11 protein-coding genes and 1 pseudogene are annotated in these 13,474 nt (G+C 71.5%); 6 read left to right on the forward strand and 6 right to left on the reverse strand.

Annotated features, from left to right (window positions below; genetic code table 11):
* Window positions 1-168: 168 nt before the first annotated feature.
* Complete coding sequence (locus ACIRG6_RS33390; protein ID WP_364686497.1) at window positions 169-549, reverse strand: hypothetical protein; 381 nt, start codon at window positions 547-549, stop codon at window positions 169-171.
* 293 nt (window positions 550-842) lie between these two features.
* Between ACIRG6_RS33390 and ACIRG6_RS33395 the strand changes: the two genes are divergently transcribed.
* Window positions 843-1,958, forward strand: coding sequence for a serine hydrolase domain-containing protein (locus ACIRG6_RS33395; protein ID WP_364686500.1), 1,116 nt, complete (start codon window positions 843-845; stop codon window positions 1,956-1,958).
* Between the two features lie 92 nt (window positions 1,959-2,050).
* Window positions 2,051-4,003 (forward strand): APC family permease, encoded by a 1,953-nt coding sequence (locus ACIRG6_RS33400; protein ID WP_364686503.1) that lies wholly within the window; start codon window positions 2,051-2,053, stop codon window positions 4,001-4,003.
* 42 nt (window positions 4,004-4,045) lie between these two features.
* On the opposite strand, the gene ACIRG6_RS33405 is transcribed toward ACIRG6_RS33400, so the two are convergent.
* Window positions 4,046-4,207: a hypothetical protein gene (locus tag ACIRG6_RS33405; RefSeq protein ID WP_364686506.1), complete on the reverse strand. Its 162-nt coding sequence runs from the start codon at window positions 4,205-4,207 to the stop codon at window positions 4,046-4,048.
* A gap of 361 nt (window positions 4,208-4,568) precedes the next feature.
* Window positions 4,569-4,808 carry a hypothetical protein gene (locus tag ACIRG6_RS33410; protein ID WP_364686509.1) on the reverse strand — a complete coding sequence of 80 codons (240 nt, stop codon included), beginning with the start codon at window positions 4,806-4,808 and terminating at the stop codon, window positions 4,569-4,571.
* A 316-nt stretch (window positions 4,809-5,124) separates the two neighbouring features.
* Between ACIRG6_RS33410 and ACIRG6_RS33415 the strand changes: the two genes are divergently transcribed.
* Window positions 5,125-7,785, forward strand: a complete 2,661-nt coding sequence (locus tag ACIRG6_RS33415) for an ATP-binding protein (RefSeq protein ID WP_364686512.1) — start codon at window positions 5,125-5,127, stop codon at window positions 7,783-7,785.
* A 37-nt stretch (window positions 7,786-7,822) separates the two neighbouring features.
* Here ACIRG6_RS33415 and ACIRG6_RS33420 read toward each other — a convergent pair whose 3' ends face one another.
* Window positions 7,823-8,305: a GNAT family N-acetyltransferase gene (locus ACIRG6_RS33420; RefSeq protein WP_364686515.1), complete on the reverse strand. Its 483-nt coding sequence runs from the start codon at window positions 8,303-8,305 to the stop codon at window positions 7,823-7,825.
* 375 nt (window positions 8,306-8,680) lie between these two features.
* On the opposite strand from ACIRG6_RS33420, the gene ACIRG6_RS33425 reads away from it, so the two are divergent.
* Together ACIRG6_RS33425 and ACIRG6_RS33430 are read left to right on the forward strand one after the other, a co-directional pair.
* The gene (locus ACIRG6_RS33425; protein WP_048455366.1) at window positions 8,681-8,884 is read left to right on the forward strand and encodes a cold-shock protein; all 204 of its coding nucleotides are present in this window, start codon (window positions 8,681-8,683) and stop codon (window positions 8,882-8,884) included.
* Window positions 8,885-9,144: 260 nt separating this feature from the next.
* Window positions 9,145-9,315 (forward strand): annotated as a pseudogene (locus ACIRG6_RS33430) (DEAD/DEAH box helicase); the annotation flags it as partial.
* A gap of 115 nt (window positions 9,316-9,430) precedes the next feature.
* Here ACIRG6_RS33430 and ACIRG6_RS33435 read toward each other — a convergent pair.
* Both ACIRG6_RS33435 and ACIRG6_RS33440 read right to left on the reverse strand, forming a co-directional pair.
* Window positions 9,431-11,083 carry an amidohydrolase gene (locus ACIRG6_RS33435; protein WP_403325405.1) on the reverse strand — a complete coding sequence of 551 codons (1,653 nt, stop codon included), beginning with the start codon at window positions 11,081-11,083 and terminating at the stop codon, window positions 9,431-9,433.
* A 66-nt stretch (window positions 11,084-11,149) separates the two neighbouring features.
* On the reverse strand, window positions 11,150-12,577 hold the full coding sequence (locus tag ACIRG6_RS33440; protein WP_364686525.1) for an APC family permease: 1,428 nt from the start codon (window positions 12,575-12,577) through the stop codon (window positions 11,150-11,152).
* Window positions 12,578-12,832: 255 nt separating this feature from the next.
* Here ACIRG6_RS33440 and ACIRG6_RS33445 point away from each other — a divergent pair, with 255 nt between their 5' ends.
* A complete protein-coding gene (locus tag ACIRG6_RS33445) occupies window positions 12,833-13,396 on the forward strand; it encodes a TetR/AcrR family transcriptional regulator (protein ID WP_318218652.1) in 564 nt (187 codons plus the stop codon).
* Window positions 13,397-13,474: the final 78 nt, after the last annotated feature.

The raw sequence follows: 13,474 nt of genomic DNA on the forward strand, positions 1-13,474 counted from the left end.
TCGGGATGGCGACCAGCGCCCGGCTCGTTTGCACCGGCCGGTGAAGTCCGTCGAGACCTTGCGACATGACTCCTCTCTACACCGCGGCCGACCCGCCCGCACAGGCACGGACGGACACACGGCCACCCCACCGGAGGCGTCGCCGACGCACCCGCGCAGTCATGCGGGCTACCAGCGGTGGGTGCGCCGCAGGAGGTTGCGTAGGACCCTGCGTGCCGAGCGCAGTGCGGGTCGGGGCCCTGTGGGCAGGGTGCTGTCGGATCGGCCCAGTGGCATCTCAGCCATGGGGTGCCTGCGTCCGGCGATCTCCAGCGTGCAGGTGGCGGAACGCTCTGCGGTCCCGCCGCGGTGGAGAGTGACTTCGAACGGGCGGGGCGGGTCGCCGGGCAGTTCGGCCGTGAGCGCCAGGGTGTCTTTGCGGTGCCGTGTCCGCTGGTAGCCGACCACCTTGCCGTCCACCAGCAGTTCGGCTTCGGATGCGGCGTGGCGCGTCTGCACCGTGACGGAGTGGCTGTCCACGTCGAAGTGGAAGTGGTGAGTGCGGGGCACGGCACACCTCCCAGGCTCCCGAGGGCGGCACGTGTACCCAGCATAGACGGCGCCTCAAGGCCGCGCGGTCTCGTGAGGCCGAAGGCAGGGCGTCGTGGTCGGGGATGCCGGGTTCGGCGGTGTGGACACCGATCCAACGACGGCGTCGAGACGCCGCAGCAGGTGGGGGTACCCCCCGGCCGGATACGGCGATGAGCCCCATCGCGGCTGCCCGCCCTGTCCAGCAAGCTCCTTGCCTACGGGGCGGATCGCACGCGATGCGAGTCGGCCGCATCACTCATCGGGAGGTCGGGATGAAGCGCGTGCATCGGGTGCTGGTGACGGTGACGACCGCGTTGACGCTGCTCGCGGCGCCAACCGCCGCGTTTGCCGGATCGGAGCAGGCGCATCGCGGCGGACTGCAGGAAGGACTGGACGACATCACCGCCACGAGCGCCGTGGGCGCGCTGATGGAGGTGCGGGACGAGGACGGCGTGTGGCGGGGCACCAGCGGGGTCGCCGAACTGGGCACGACGCGGGAGGTCCCGGCACACGCCCGGTTCCGGATGGGCAGCATCACGAAGACGTTCGTCGCCACCGTCACCCTGCAACTCGTGGCCGAAGGCCGGCTGGAGTTCGACGACACGGTCGAGACGTGGCTGCCCGGCGCCGTCCCCGACGGTCACCGGATCACCGTGCGGCATCTGCTCAACCACACGAGTGGGGTGCCCGACTACCGTCCCACGCTGCCGATGCCGCCGAGGCCGGAGTTCCTGGACAACCGCCTGCGGACCTGGTCCGCGGCCGAACTGAGGCAGCGGGCGGTGGCCAACCCGCCGACCTTCGAACCACCGGGATCCGACTACGCGTACTCCAACACCGGCTACCTCCTGCTCGGCCAGATCATCGAGAAGGTGACCGGCCGGTCGTACGGCGAGGAGATCGAGCGCCGGATCATCCGGCCCTTGCGGTTGCACGGCACCTCGCTGCCGGGGACGTCCCCGCGCATCCGAGGGCCGCACCCGCACGGCTACGTACCGATACAGCAGGGCACCGAGAAGCGTCTCGTCGACATCACCGAGATGAATCCGTCGGTGATGGGCGCGGGCGGCGAGATGATCTCCACGACAAGTGATCTCAACCGGTTCATGGCCGCACTGCTCGATGGGCGCCTCCTGCCAGGTCGCCTGCTCGACGAGATGAAGACACCAGGTGTCAAGGACGAGAAGTACGGGCTGGGGCTGCGATGGCGGGACACCTCGTGCGGGGTCCGTGTGTACGGCAACGACGGTGATGCCCTGGCGTATCAGTCCTGGTCGTTCTCCACGGGGGACCGCCGCCGCCAGGTCACGGTCGCGCTCACGCCCGACTTCCGCGGTGATCCCGACGACGCCGTCGACGCGCTCCTGGACAAGGCATTCTGCGACTGACCCGCAGTCGGCCCGCATCCGGCGACTCCGTGCGAGTGCCCCGCCGGTGGTGTCTGGCCGCTCCTGGAACACCCGCCCGTTCTGATAGCGGCATGACCCTCGACCGGCCGATGTACCGCGTCAAGCGGCGGCTCCTTGGCAAGCCGCTCACCACAGAACGTGTGAGTGAGGAGAAACTGAGCAACCGGACGGCGCTCGGCGTACTCGCGTCCGACTGCATCAGCTCGTCGGCCTATGGCTCCGAGGAGATGCTCCGCGTCCTCGTGCCCGTTGTCGGAGCGGCCGCGTTCACGATGGTCCTGCCGGTGACCGGTGCGATTCTGCTGGTGTTGCTGCTGCTGACGCTCTGCTACAGCGATGTCGTCACCATCTACACCAGGGCCGGCGGCTCCTACGTGGTGGCCCGGGAGAACTTCGGACCGGACGTCGCGCAGGTCGCCGCCGTTGCCCTGCTCGTGGACTACATCGTCACCGTCGCCGTCCAGGTGTCAGCCGGCACGAACGCCCTGATCTCGCTCGCCCATCTGGCCGGCAACGGCTGGACGGGGCTGGACCATCTGCAGTTGCCGGTCTCCGTGGCGGTGATCGTACTGCTCGCCTACGGAAATCTGCGCGGAGTGCGCGAGGCGGGCCGGATGTTCGCGCTGCCCGCCTACCTCTTCATCTCCGCGATGGGTCTGGTCTTCCTCGTGGCGGCGGTACGCGGACTGACGAACGAGCTGCCGCACGCCGACCTGAAGGCCCCCGGTGTCGTGCCGCTGGGGACTCCTGGCGACGGCTGGCTCTACGGCGCCTCCTTGTTCATCGTGCTGCGTTCCTTCGCCAACGGCGGCTCGTCCCTCACCGGGCTGGAAGCGATCTCGAACGGCATCTCGGCCTTCCGTGAGCCCCAGGGCCGCAACGCCCGGCGCACCCTCATCGCCATGAGCTGCGTGCTCGCCGCCCTGGTCCTGGGCGTGTCCACCCTGGCGCACTACACGCACGCCGTCCCGTACACCGACGGCACCCCGACCGTCATCGCACAGGAGGCACGGCTGGCCTTCGGGACCGGGACGGTGGGGACGATCGGGCTGGTCTTCGTCCAGCTGGCGACCGCGCTGGTCCTGTACACCGGTGCCAACACTCCCTTCACCGGCTTCCCGTTCCTGGCCAGCTTCGTCGCACAGGACCGGTTCCTGCCCCGGGTGCTCACCCGGCGCGGGCACCGACTGGCGTTCTCCAACGGCATCATCGTGCTCACCGCTCTCTCCCTGGCCCTGCTGCTCGTCACGGGCGCCAGCGTGGACAAGCTGGTGGCGTTGTACGCGATCGGCGTGTTCACCGCCTTCACCATGGCCGGGGCCGGCCTCACCGTCTACCACCTGCGCGGTCGCGGGCCACTGCGCCGGGTGAAGCTCGTGGTCAACGCGCTGGCGGCGATCATCTCCGCGGCGGTGGTGCTGATCTTCGCGGTCACGAAATTCACCGAGGGCGCCTGGCTGGTCGCCGTGGTCTTTCCGTTCGGGGTCTGGGCACTGATCCGGATCAACCGCGAGTACCGGCGCGAGGCCGCTGCCCTGCAGCGACTGCCGACGGGCGCGGACCGGCCGCGTACGCGCCGCCACCGGGTGTTCGTCCTCGTCGAGACGCTTGACCTGGCCACGCTGAAGGCCCTGCGGTACGCCCACGAACTGCGTCCCGACTCCGTCCGGGCGGTGCACTTCGCCATCGACGAGGGGCACGCACAACGGCTGTCCGCCGTCTGGGAATCGACGTCGGCGACCTCGGTCGAGCTGGAACTGGTGGCCTGCCCGGACCGCCGGCTGCGCCACGCGATGAAGGAACTGGCCGTCCGCACCACGCAGGACGGGGAGACGTCCCTGACGGTGCTCGTGCCACGGCGGATGTACGCCAACGCCCTCGGCAAGCTCCTCCACCGGGGCACCGGCGAGACGATGGCACGGACGCTGGAGCAATTGCCCCACGTCGCGGTGACGATTCTGCCGTTCAACGCGTCGCACGCCATGCAGGCGCTGGAATCGGACCACCTGCCCGACCTGGACTGAACAGCACGCTGTCGGTCCTCCCGGGGATCGCGTACCGGATGCTCACGCGTACAGGACCGGAAAGCCGACCTCGCCCCAGACGGAACGCGGAGCGGCGATCGGGTGGGCGTCGGCGGACCATGTCTCCGCGTGGGTGGCGGAGTTGAGGACCGATGGCCGGCCGGAGTCACGGGCGGCTGAGAAGTCCGCCCGTGCCCGCACCATGCGGTGTGCCCCTTCACGGTCCGCGGAGCAGCCGGGACGACCGGGAGGGTCCGGTGAACCTCGCCTCGCCCGTCCCCCTTCCGCACCGCGCACGCTTGCGGGCGTTGCGTCCGACCGGACGAGCGGGACGTCCTGGGGACGGCGTCGAGGGTGGCATCGACTGGCGGCGACGCTCGTCGTCGGTGAGGCCTTCGCATTTCAGGGCCGGCGTCGCGCGGTGGAACTCAAGGTAGCCGCGCAGCGTTTCACGCTCGTCGGCGACCGTGGGAGGGACAGGGCGCTCGGTTGTCACGGTGATCCTCGCGGTGCTTGCGGTGTTGTCGGGTCGGGGTGGACGGTTTGCCGCTCCGTACTGTGCCGTTCAGAACGACGTCAGGTGCAGCAGGTGGAGCAGCGCGGTGGTCAGGGCGTCGGCGGCGCCGGTGGCCGCTGCGAGGGCGAACTGCCGTGCCATGGGGCCCCGGAGGGCGGTGGCGCGTCGGCAGGGGCGGGCCACGGGGGTCGCCGGGGCGGGCCGCCGGTGCGGGTTCGGGGGCGGGGCCGTCGGGGCCGGGGCCTTCGTGAGTGCCGGACGGGGGAACGTGGGGGGCCTGAAGGCCATCGTCTGCTCCTCGGTGGGACGGACACCGCCGCGGGGTGCGGCAAGTACCGCTGATGGAAGGGCGTCCGGCGGGTTTCCGGCGACCGCGGGTGTCTGCGCGGGGTGGTCGCTAGCCTGGCGGGGGCGGGTGTGGCTGGTTTTCCGGAGGCGTACCGGACCGGAAACGAAGCGCGGACCAAAGGGCGTGGCAGGAGTGGGACGTCACATCGAGCGGTTTGTGGCCGAGTTGACGAGGGCGCGGGAGGCAGCGGGCTCACCGCCGCTGAAGCGCATGGTGCGGTTGGGGGGCGCTTCGACGTCCGCGCTTCGGGTCGGCATGTCCAGCCTCAACGACTGGCTGAACGGCCGCTCGGTTCCCGGGAGGAAGAACGAGGCGTTCCTGCTGAGCCTCGTGGGCTACCTCCGCAGGGAGGCCTGGCGTCTCGAGGGCAGACGCAGCGGCAGCCCTGCGCTGGTCCCTGCCGAACGGGAACGGTGGACGCGCCTGGTGCGTGCCGCGCGTACGGAGCGGGCCCAGGAGTCGCCGGGCGGCCGCCCCCGGTCGCGGAGCCCGGAGACCGTGCCGGCCGGCCCCGTCACACTGCCTCCTGCTCCGGCCGACTTCGCGGGACGGGCCGCCGAGATCGACGAGGTCCTGCGCCGGCTGGAGCCCGGGGCGGAGACCGCGCCCGGCATCGCCGTCTCGGTGATCGCGGGTATGGGCGGGGCAGGAAAGACCGCGCTGGCACTGCACGCGGCGCACCGGGCACACCGGCGGGGGTGGTTCCCCGGCGGTGCCGTCTTCGCGGACCTGCGCGGGTACAGCGCCCGTGAACCGGTGCCCCCGGGCGCGGTCGCGGACCGGCTGCTGCGGGCCATGGGTGTGCCGGCCCGGCAACTGCCCGGCACGGAGGACAGCGCGCTGGACGTCTGGCAGCGCCTGCTGCACGACGCGGCCCGACGGGGGACACCGCTGCTGGTGGTGCTGGACAACGTCCGGGAGCCCGGCCAGGTCGGCGCGCTGCTCCCGAGCGCACCGCACCGGGCCCTGATCACTTCTCGGCAGGCGCTCTCCTCACTGCCCGCCCACCGCGTGGGAGTCACCCCGCTGCCGGCGGAGGAGGCGGTGGTGGTGCTGGACACCGTGCTGCAGGGCGGGGACACCCAAGACGCGCGGTGTTCCACCGACCCGGCCGGCGCCCTGCAACTGGCCGAACTGTGCGGCGGACTACCGCTTGCGCTGCGCATCACGGCCGCGCTGCTACGCGCGGACCCGGGCCGGCCGTTGCGGGCACACGCCGACGACCTGCGCGAGGCCCGCGACCGGCTGGACGCCCTGTCGCTCGACGAGGACGACGCGGAGGGCCGGCCGCTGGCGGTCAGGGCCAGCCTCGAATTGTCCTACCACCACCTGCCCGCGGCGCCGGCCCGCGCCCTGCGCCTGCTGGCCACGGCCCCCGGCCCTGATGTCTCCACAGCCACCGCCGCCGTCCTGCTCGACCTTCCCCGCCCCCTGGCCCGCCGCCACTTGGCCGCCCTGGCCCGCCACCACCTGCTCACCCGTACCGATCTGCCGACGACGGCCCCCGACACCCCGTTGACCCTGGAGGACACCGAGCGCTGGTCCCTGCACGACCTGGTGCGGTTGTACGGGGCTGAGCAGGCCGCGCAGCACCGGCCCGGCCCAGGCACGCAGGGGAACGCCGTTCCCGCCGAGGACGAGGTGGCGGCGGCCGCACGGCGGCTCGACGACCACTACACGGCGCTGACGGCGGCGGCCGCCCGCCTGGACGGCACGACAGAGCCGGACACCGCCCCGAACCCCTTCGCCCGTGCCGCCCAGGCACTCGCCTGGCTGGATGCCGAACGGACCAACATCGTCGCCCTGGTCGGCGCCGCCCGGGAGGCCGGCCGCCGGCGGTCGGCCCTCACGCTCACGCTCAACCTCCAGCGCTACCTGGAGGAGCACTGGCACGGCACCGACGCGTACCTCTGCGGCAGGCATGCGGTCGCGGCGGCCGGCCACCTGTCGCAGGCAGACCATGCGGCGGCGCTCACCTACCTCGGGAACGCGTGCCGGCTGACGGGACAGCTCGACGAGGCGGTGGAACGGCTTTCCGAGGCCGTGGAGGTCGCTACGGAGGCCGGGCACCCACACGCGATCAGCTCGGCACTCCACAACCTCGGCCTGGCCCGCGCCCTGCGTGGCGAGCTGCCCCAGGCCGAGGCCGCGCACCGCGAGGACGTGGACCTGTCGCGGCGTCACGGCAACCGGCAGGGCGAGGCCACGGCACTCGTCGCCCTCGCGGACGTGCTCCGACAACGCGGCGAACCCCGGAACGCGACCACGGCACTGGTCAGGGCCGCGCACCTGTTCCATGACCTGGGCGACCGGCGCGGAAGCGGCCTGGTCGCCCTGAACCACGCCCGCACTCTGCTGAACGAGGAACCACGGGCTCCGGGATGCGCCCTGGCGTGTCTGGCGTGGGCAGTACGCGACTTCCGGGAGGCGGGCGCGCAGAGCAAGGTGGCCGTGGCGTCCGTCGGACTCGGCGCCGCCTACTGGACACTGTGCGCGGCCTGCCACGGCCCGGCGGCCATCAGATGGACACGAGAGGGCGCGGCACTGGCCGAGACGGGGACCGACGAGCGGCTCAAGGCCCAGAGCCGGTACCAACTCGGCTCGTTCCTCGCGCAGTCGGGCGACCGTACCGGCGCCCGTACGTTCTTGGAGCGGACCGTGACCGCCTGCGCCGCGGACGACAGCGACCCGGAGCTCGCGCGGCTCGCGCGAGCGGCTCGATCCGCGCTGGCGCACCTGGGGAAGCCCAAGAAGCCCTTGGCCTGCAGCGACGCATCCTCACGGGAGACCGACGAGCCGGCCGACCTCGTCGAGGCCATCGCCCGCGGCGACGCCCTGGTGCACAGCCTCCTGATCGTCGACCCCGTCTGGTTCGCCCTGACCGGTGCCGGCCGGCCGCCACCGGCCGACTCCTGACCGGCCCCGCCCGAGATGGGCGGAGCCCGGCCGGCCGTTACGGAATCAGGAACTCCAGCTCGGGCCGGTCCCACGCCACCGCGGGCGGATTCGCGGAGACGGTCCCGGTCGGCCGCGCGCCGACGCTGCGGTAGAACCCCTCGGCCGGAGGATGCGACACCACGCGGACACGGTCCAGCCCCGCCGCGCGCGCCTCGGACTTCATGTGCTCGACGAGCAGCCGCCCGATGCCCCGGCCCTGCGCCTCGTCGGCGACGAAGAGCAGGTCCAGCTCCGGGGGCGCGAGGAGCAGGGAGTAGAAGCCGAGCACGCGTCCCGTGGGGTCGTCGGTGTCGACGCTGACGAAGACCCGGTGGGCCTCGATGTAGTCGGGACCGACGCGGTAGCCCGCGACCATCGCCGCGAACGGGCCCTCGTAGGCGCGTGAGCCACGCACCAGCCGCGTGAGCCGCTTGCCGTCCCGCGCGACGGCCCGTCGCACGGCGATCGCACCAGACGTGGGCGTAATGCTCGGAGTCATGTGGAGAGTATTACGCATCAGGGCGGTGCCGTGCATCGGCGGGCGGGTCCGCGCACGCCCCGGGCTGCCCGAAACGCTGCGCTCCGGCGCAATCAATAGCTGTGTCCGTGGGCAGAGATTTCGACGGAACACGCAGACAGAATCTCTGCCGTAATAAGTGGAGTGGAATTCTTCACCGCACACAAGCCGCTGCGGCGTGCTACTGTCGATCTCAGTTGCAGTTGTGGTTCCCGAAACTTCAAGTGCCTCCGGTTGGTCCTGTGCCACTGGAAGCGCTTTTGTCCATCCGGTCTTTTTCCGGGCGGGGTGATCATTGCGGCGACACGGGGTCCGCGCAGTGCGGACACCGAGGCACTGCCCCGAAGGAGAAATGACATGGCTGCTGGTACCGTGAAGTGGTTCAACGCGGAAAAGGGCTTCGGCTTCATCGAGCAGGACGGCGGCGGCGCCGACGTGTTCGCCCACTACTCGAACATTGCCGCCCAGGGCTTCCGTGAGCTTCTCGAAGGCCAGAAGGTGACCTTCGACATCGCGCAGGGCCAGAAGGGCCCGACGGCCGAGAACATCGTCATCGCCTGACGCTCACGCGTACTGTGCAGCTGGGGCCCGCATCCCTCGGGGTGCGGGCCCCAGCTGCACGCATTTCCGCAATGCTTTTTCATTGCGGTGGACGCCCGGATGACGGGTGCACTTCGCGCCACTCATTCAGCGTCTGCAGCCGCACGGTTTATCCGTCGGCCGGATTCACTTCGCGTTCCACCGGCCCATTCTTGCCATTCTCCGTGCCGATCATCGCCGCGGAAATTCCTTGATATGTGCCGCGTCGAAGAAGGTTCCGCATGAACCGCGGACGCACGAACGACCGCTTCGCCCCCACCCGCAAGAGCAGTGCCCATTCCGGAAGGGGCGGGTGCCGATTCGGTGGCCGTCGGCCCGCCGCGGTCCGAGGGGAGTTCGCCCTCTCCAGGACGATCACCCCCGCGCTTCCCGCCGTGGAGGGCCTCGCCGACCCCGCTCCCGCCGTGCTCGGCACCTCTCCGCCCGTCTGACCGACGGGACGGACCCGGGCCGAACGGCCAGGTGCGGTCCCGCCGCACAGCCGTCGGCCGCACCCGCGGACGCCGGTCATGCCGAGGTCCGGTGGACGACCTCACCGCCGACCATGACGAGGTCGCACACGGTTCCGGGAATGGCCGCGGGGTCGGCCGTGAGCACGTCACGGGAGAGGACGACCAGATCGGCGAACTTGCCGACCGTCAGCGAACCCCGCTCGTTCTCCAGGAAGTTGGCGTAGGCCGATCCCATCGTGTAGGCGTGGACGGCTGTCTCGATGTCCACGGTCTCTTCCGGAATCCACGCCTCGCCCCCGTTCAGCGGCCGGCGGGTCACCGCCGTGTACAGCCCCACCATGGGATCCATCTCGGCGACGTTCCAGTCGCTGGAGAAGGCCAGCGTCGCCCCCGCCCGGTGCAGGCTGCGCATGGGCCACGCCTTGTGCCACCGTGCCGGACCGACGTTCCGCGCCCAGTCCTGGCCGGGACCGGCGATCTCGGGAGCGCAGTGGCGCGGCTGCATGCAGGCCACGACCCCGAGTTCGGCGAAGCGCGGCACGTCCGCCGGGTCGCAGCACTCCACGTGGACCACCTGGTGGCGGGCGTCACGGGGGCCGTTCGTGCCGCGGGCACGGGCCACCGCGTCCAGCACGGTACGGATGCCCCGGTCGCCGGTGGCGTGCACGAAGCACTGGAAGCCGCGTGCGTCGAGCCGGGACAGCAGACCGGCGAACTCCTCGGGCGGGTAGAAGGTGTCACCGCGGTGCCGGCAGCCCGTGTACGGCTCCAGCAGTGCGGCCGTGCGCGGCTCGACCACGTCGTCGATGTAGAGCTTGAGCGGTCCCACCCGCATCCACTCGTCGTCGAACCGGCGCGCGGCCTCGGCGAATTCGTCCAGGTCGGCCTCGGTGGTGCCCCGGGGATGGAACAGTGCCGCCACCAGCCGGGAGCGCAGGTGTCCTTCCTTGCGCGCCCGTACGAACAGCTCCAGGTCGTCCAGGGAGTTCTGCGGTTCGACGACGGTGGTGATGCCGTAGCGGACCGCGTCCTCCAGGCTCCGCAGCAGCCGCCCGTACTGCCGCTCGGGGGATGCCCAGGGCACGCCGAGGTCGCGCAGCGCCCGATGGCCTTCGCGGGACAGTCCGCGCACGGCGAAGTCCCGTACGAAACCCGTGGGTTCGCCGCTCTCGGGGTCCTTCTCGGGCACGCCGAACGGCAGCGCGCCGCTGTCGCGTGTGACGCCGAGCCTGGCCAGCGCGGCGCTGTTGAGCCACATGGTGTGCACGTCGTAGCTGAGCACGAAGGCGGGCGTGTCGCCGGTGAGCCGGTCGAGGTCCTTCGCGCGGGGCATCCGGCCGTCGGGCAGGACCGAGTAGTCGAACCCCTCCGCCTCGATCCACCCCGCGCCGGGGTGCTGCTCGCGCCAGGCCGCGATCCGGGCGGCGACCTCCGCGAGTGAGCGGGCCCCGGCCAACTGCACGCACTCCTCGTCGGAGCCCAGCCGGACATGGTTGTGCGCGTCCACGAAGCCCGGCAGGACCCGCCGCCCGCCCGCGTCGATCACCTCGGTCCCGGGACCGGTCCACAGTCCGGCCTCCGCGTCGGAGCCCAGCCAGACGATCCGGCCGTCCCGCACGGCGAGTGCCTCGGCCGAGGGGAGGGCCGGGTCCACGGTGTGGATGCGGGCGTTGCGCAGGACCAGGTGGGCGGGGGAGGGGATGGGCATGGTCTGTTCTCCAGTCGGTGCGGGGTGGCGCGGGTTGGGTGGCTGGGTGGGTGTTGTCGGTCGGTGTCAGTCGTCGCCTGCAGGAGCGGTCACCCGCCAGCGGTCGTGCGGATGCCGGCGCAGGTACAGGACGTAGTGGAGGACCGCCGCCGCGATGACGCCGCCGGCGATGGCGAGGTCACGTCCGGCCTGCTGGTACAGGACGTATCCGACCGAGGCGAGCACCACCACGGGCGCCAGGGGCCACAGGGGCATCCGCCAGGCCGGACGGTCGCGCAGCGGTGCCCGGCGGGCGGCCAGCGCGGCCAGGGCGAGCAGGAGGTAGACCACGGCGAGGATCGCGCCGGTGGCCTCGTACAGGGTCGACAGGTCGGCGAAGGCGGCCAGCGCCGCCCCGGGCAGGCTGATGACCAGCGTGGCGACCCAGGGCGAGCCGAAACGGGGGTGGAGGCGGGTCAGCGCACGGTTGACCGGTTCCGGCCAGGCCCGGTCCCGGCCCGAGGCGTACACGACCCGGGCGTTCTGCAGCACCATCACCAGGACCGCGTTGAGGATGGCCAGGGCGACGCACAGGTCGACGACCGTGGCCGTGGTGTCGCCCGCCCAGCCGCGCACCAGGTCGGAGAAGGCGGCCGTGGACAACGTGTCCGTCGACGCGGTCCCCAGCACCGCCGCGACCGTGGGCACGACGATGACGGCGGCGCCGATGAACAACGACCAGAAGACGGTGCGCGCCACGTTGCGGCGGGGCCGGTGGATCTCCTCCGCGAGATAGGCGGCGGTGCCGAAGCCGTTGACCACGAACATCGCGGCGGCGAGCCCGGAGACGAGGAGGCCCATGGTGAACGTCGCCTGCCCGGCCGTGGCCTCGGACACCTCGGGGCGCACGAGCACCGACGGGGAACGCTGGGTGTGTGCCAGGCCGAGGACGGCCACCACGACGGCGGCCACCACTTCGAGGACCAGGAACGCTCCGGTCACCAGAGCGTTCGACTTGACGTCCAGCACGGCCGTCGCGATCGCCACGAGCATGACGGCACAGCCGGCGACCTGAGGGTCCACCTGTACGAGGTCGGCGAGGTAGTCGGCCGTGCCCAGGGCGATCACCGGGGGGATGACCACGAGCATCGCGATGGTCATCGCGAAGGTCACCCAGCCCAGGAACCGGCCCAGCAAGGCGTCGACCATGGCGTACTCGCCACCGGAACTCGGTGTGAGTGTGCCCAGTTCGGCGTAGCACGCGCCCACCGCGATCGAGATGACGATCCCCACCACGATGGTCAGCGGAGCGCCTGTGCCCTGCCCGGCGAACAGCTCCGGGACGAGGATGAACAGCGAAGAGGCGGGTGTGATGCAGGACAGCGTGAGCAGGACGGCGCCCACCGGGCCGAGAACCCGTGCGAGGGCGGCGGGTGCCGTGGTGCCGTCGGACACGGCGGGTGCGGGCGTCGGTGGGGAGGCGCCGTGGGGTGTGCCGGCAGGTGTGTGCGTCATGGAGGTGCGTCCCCGGGTTTCGGGCGGCTGGCCGCGGGCGGAGGGAGCAGGAGGGGGAATATTCCTTGAACGCGGTTCAAGGAAGTTTGAACGTCATACAAGATGTGGAAGGTGGTGGGGCCCTGTCAATAGGCCGGCCGAGACCTCTCGCATTTTGATCAGCGTTCAAGTTCGTCGGCGTGCGTCGCTACACTGGTCGCCGTGACGGCGCCGGAGGCACGACGGAGACGGGGCGGGGTGATCGCCCGTGAGCGCATGCTCGAGGAGGCGATGCGCGCCATCGCGGAGCACGGGCTGGCCGATCTCACCATGTCCGCACTCGCGGAACGCCTGGGCACCTCCGGCGGCCACATCCTGTACTACTTCGGCAGCAAGGACCGGCTGCTCCTCGAAGCGCTGCGCTGGAGCGAGGACCGGCTGACCGAGGAGCGGCGGGCCCTGCTGTCGCGGCGTACCGCCATCCACCGTCGTCTGGACGCCTTCCTCGAGCTGTACCTGCCCGAGGGGCCCCGGGACTCCCGCTGGATGCTGTGGGTCGAACTGTGGGCACGCGCCGCGGGCAACGGTGAGCTGACGAAGGCACAGGAGGAGATCGACCTGGCCTGGCAGGAGGACCTGGAGCGGTTGTTGGCCCGAGGGGTGCGCCAGGGGCGCTTCGGCCTGCCGGAGGAGGAGGTCCCGGCTGCCGCCGACGAACTCCTCGCCCTCCTCGACGGACTCAGCACCAGGGTCGTCCTGGGGCTGCGCGGAGCCACCAGGGAAGGGGCCCTGCACACCGCGCGCCGCGCCGCCCGGAACGCCGTCCGCCCCATCGACTGACGCCGGTCCCCGCCCCGGACGAACCGACACCCGGCCGGCCCACGCCGGTCCGGTCGCCCCGCCCGTACGAACGACGGG

It is taken from the genome of Streptomyces flaveolus (assembly GCF_044765825.1).
In the GTDB taxonomy this organism is placed as follows: Bacteria; Actinomycetota; Actinomycetes; order Streptomycetales; family Streptomycetaceae; genus Streptomyces; species Streptomyces flaveolus.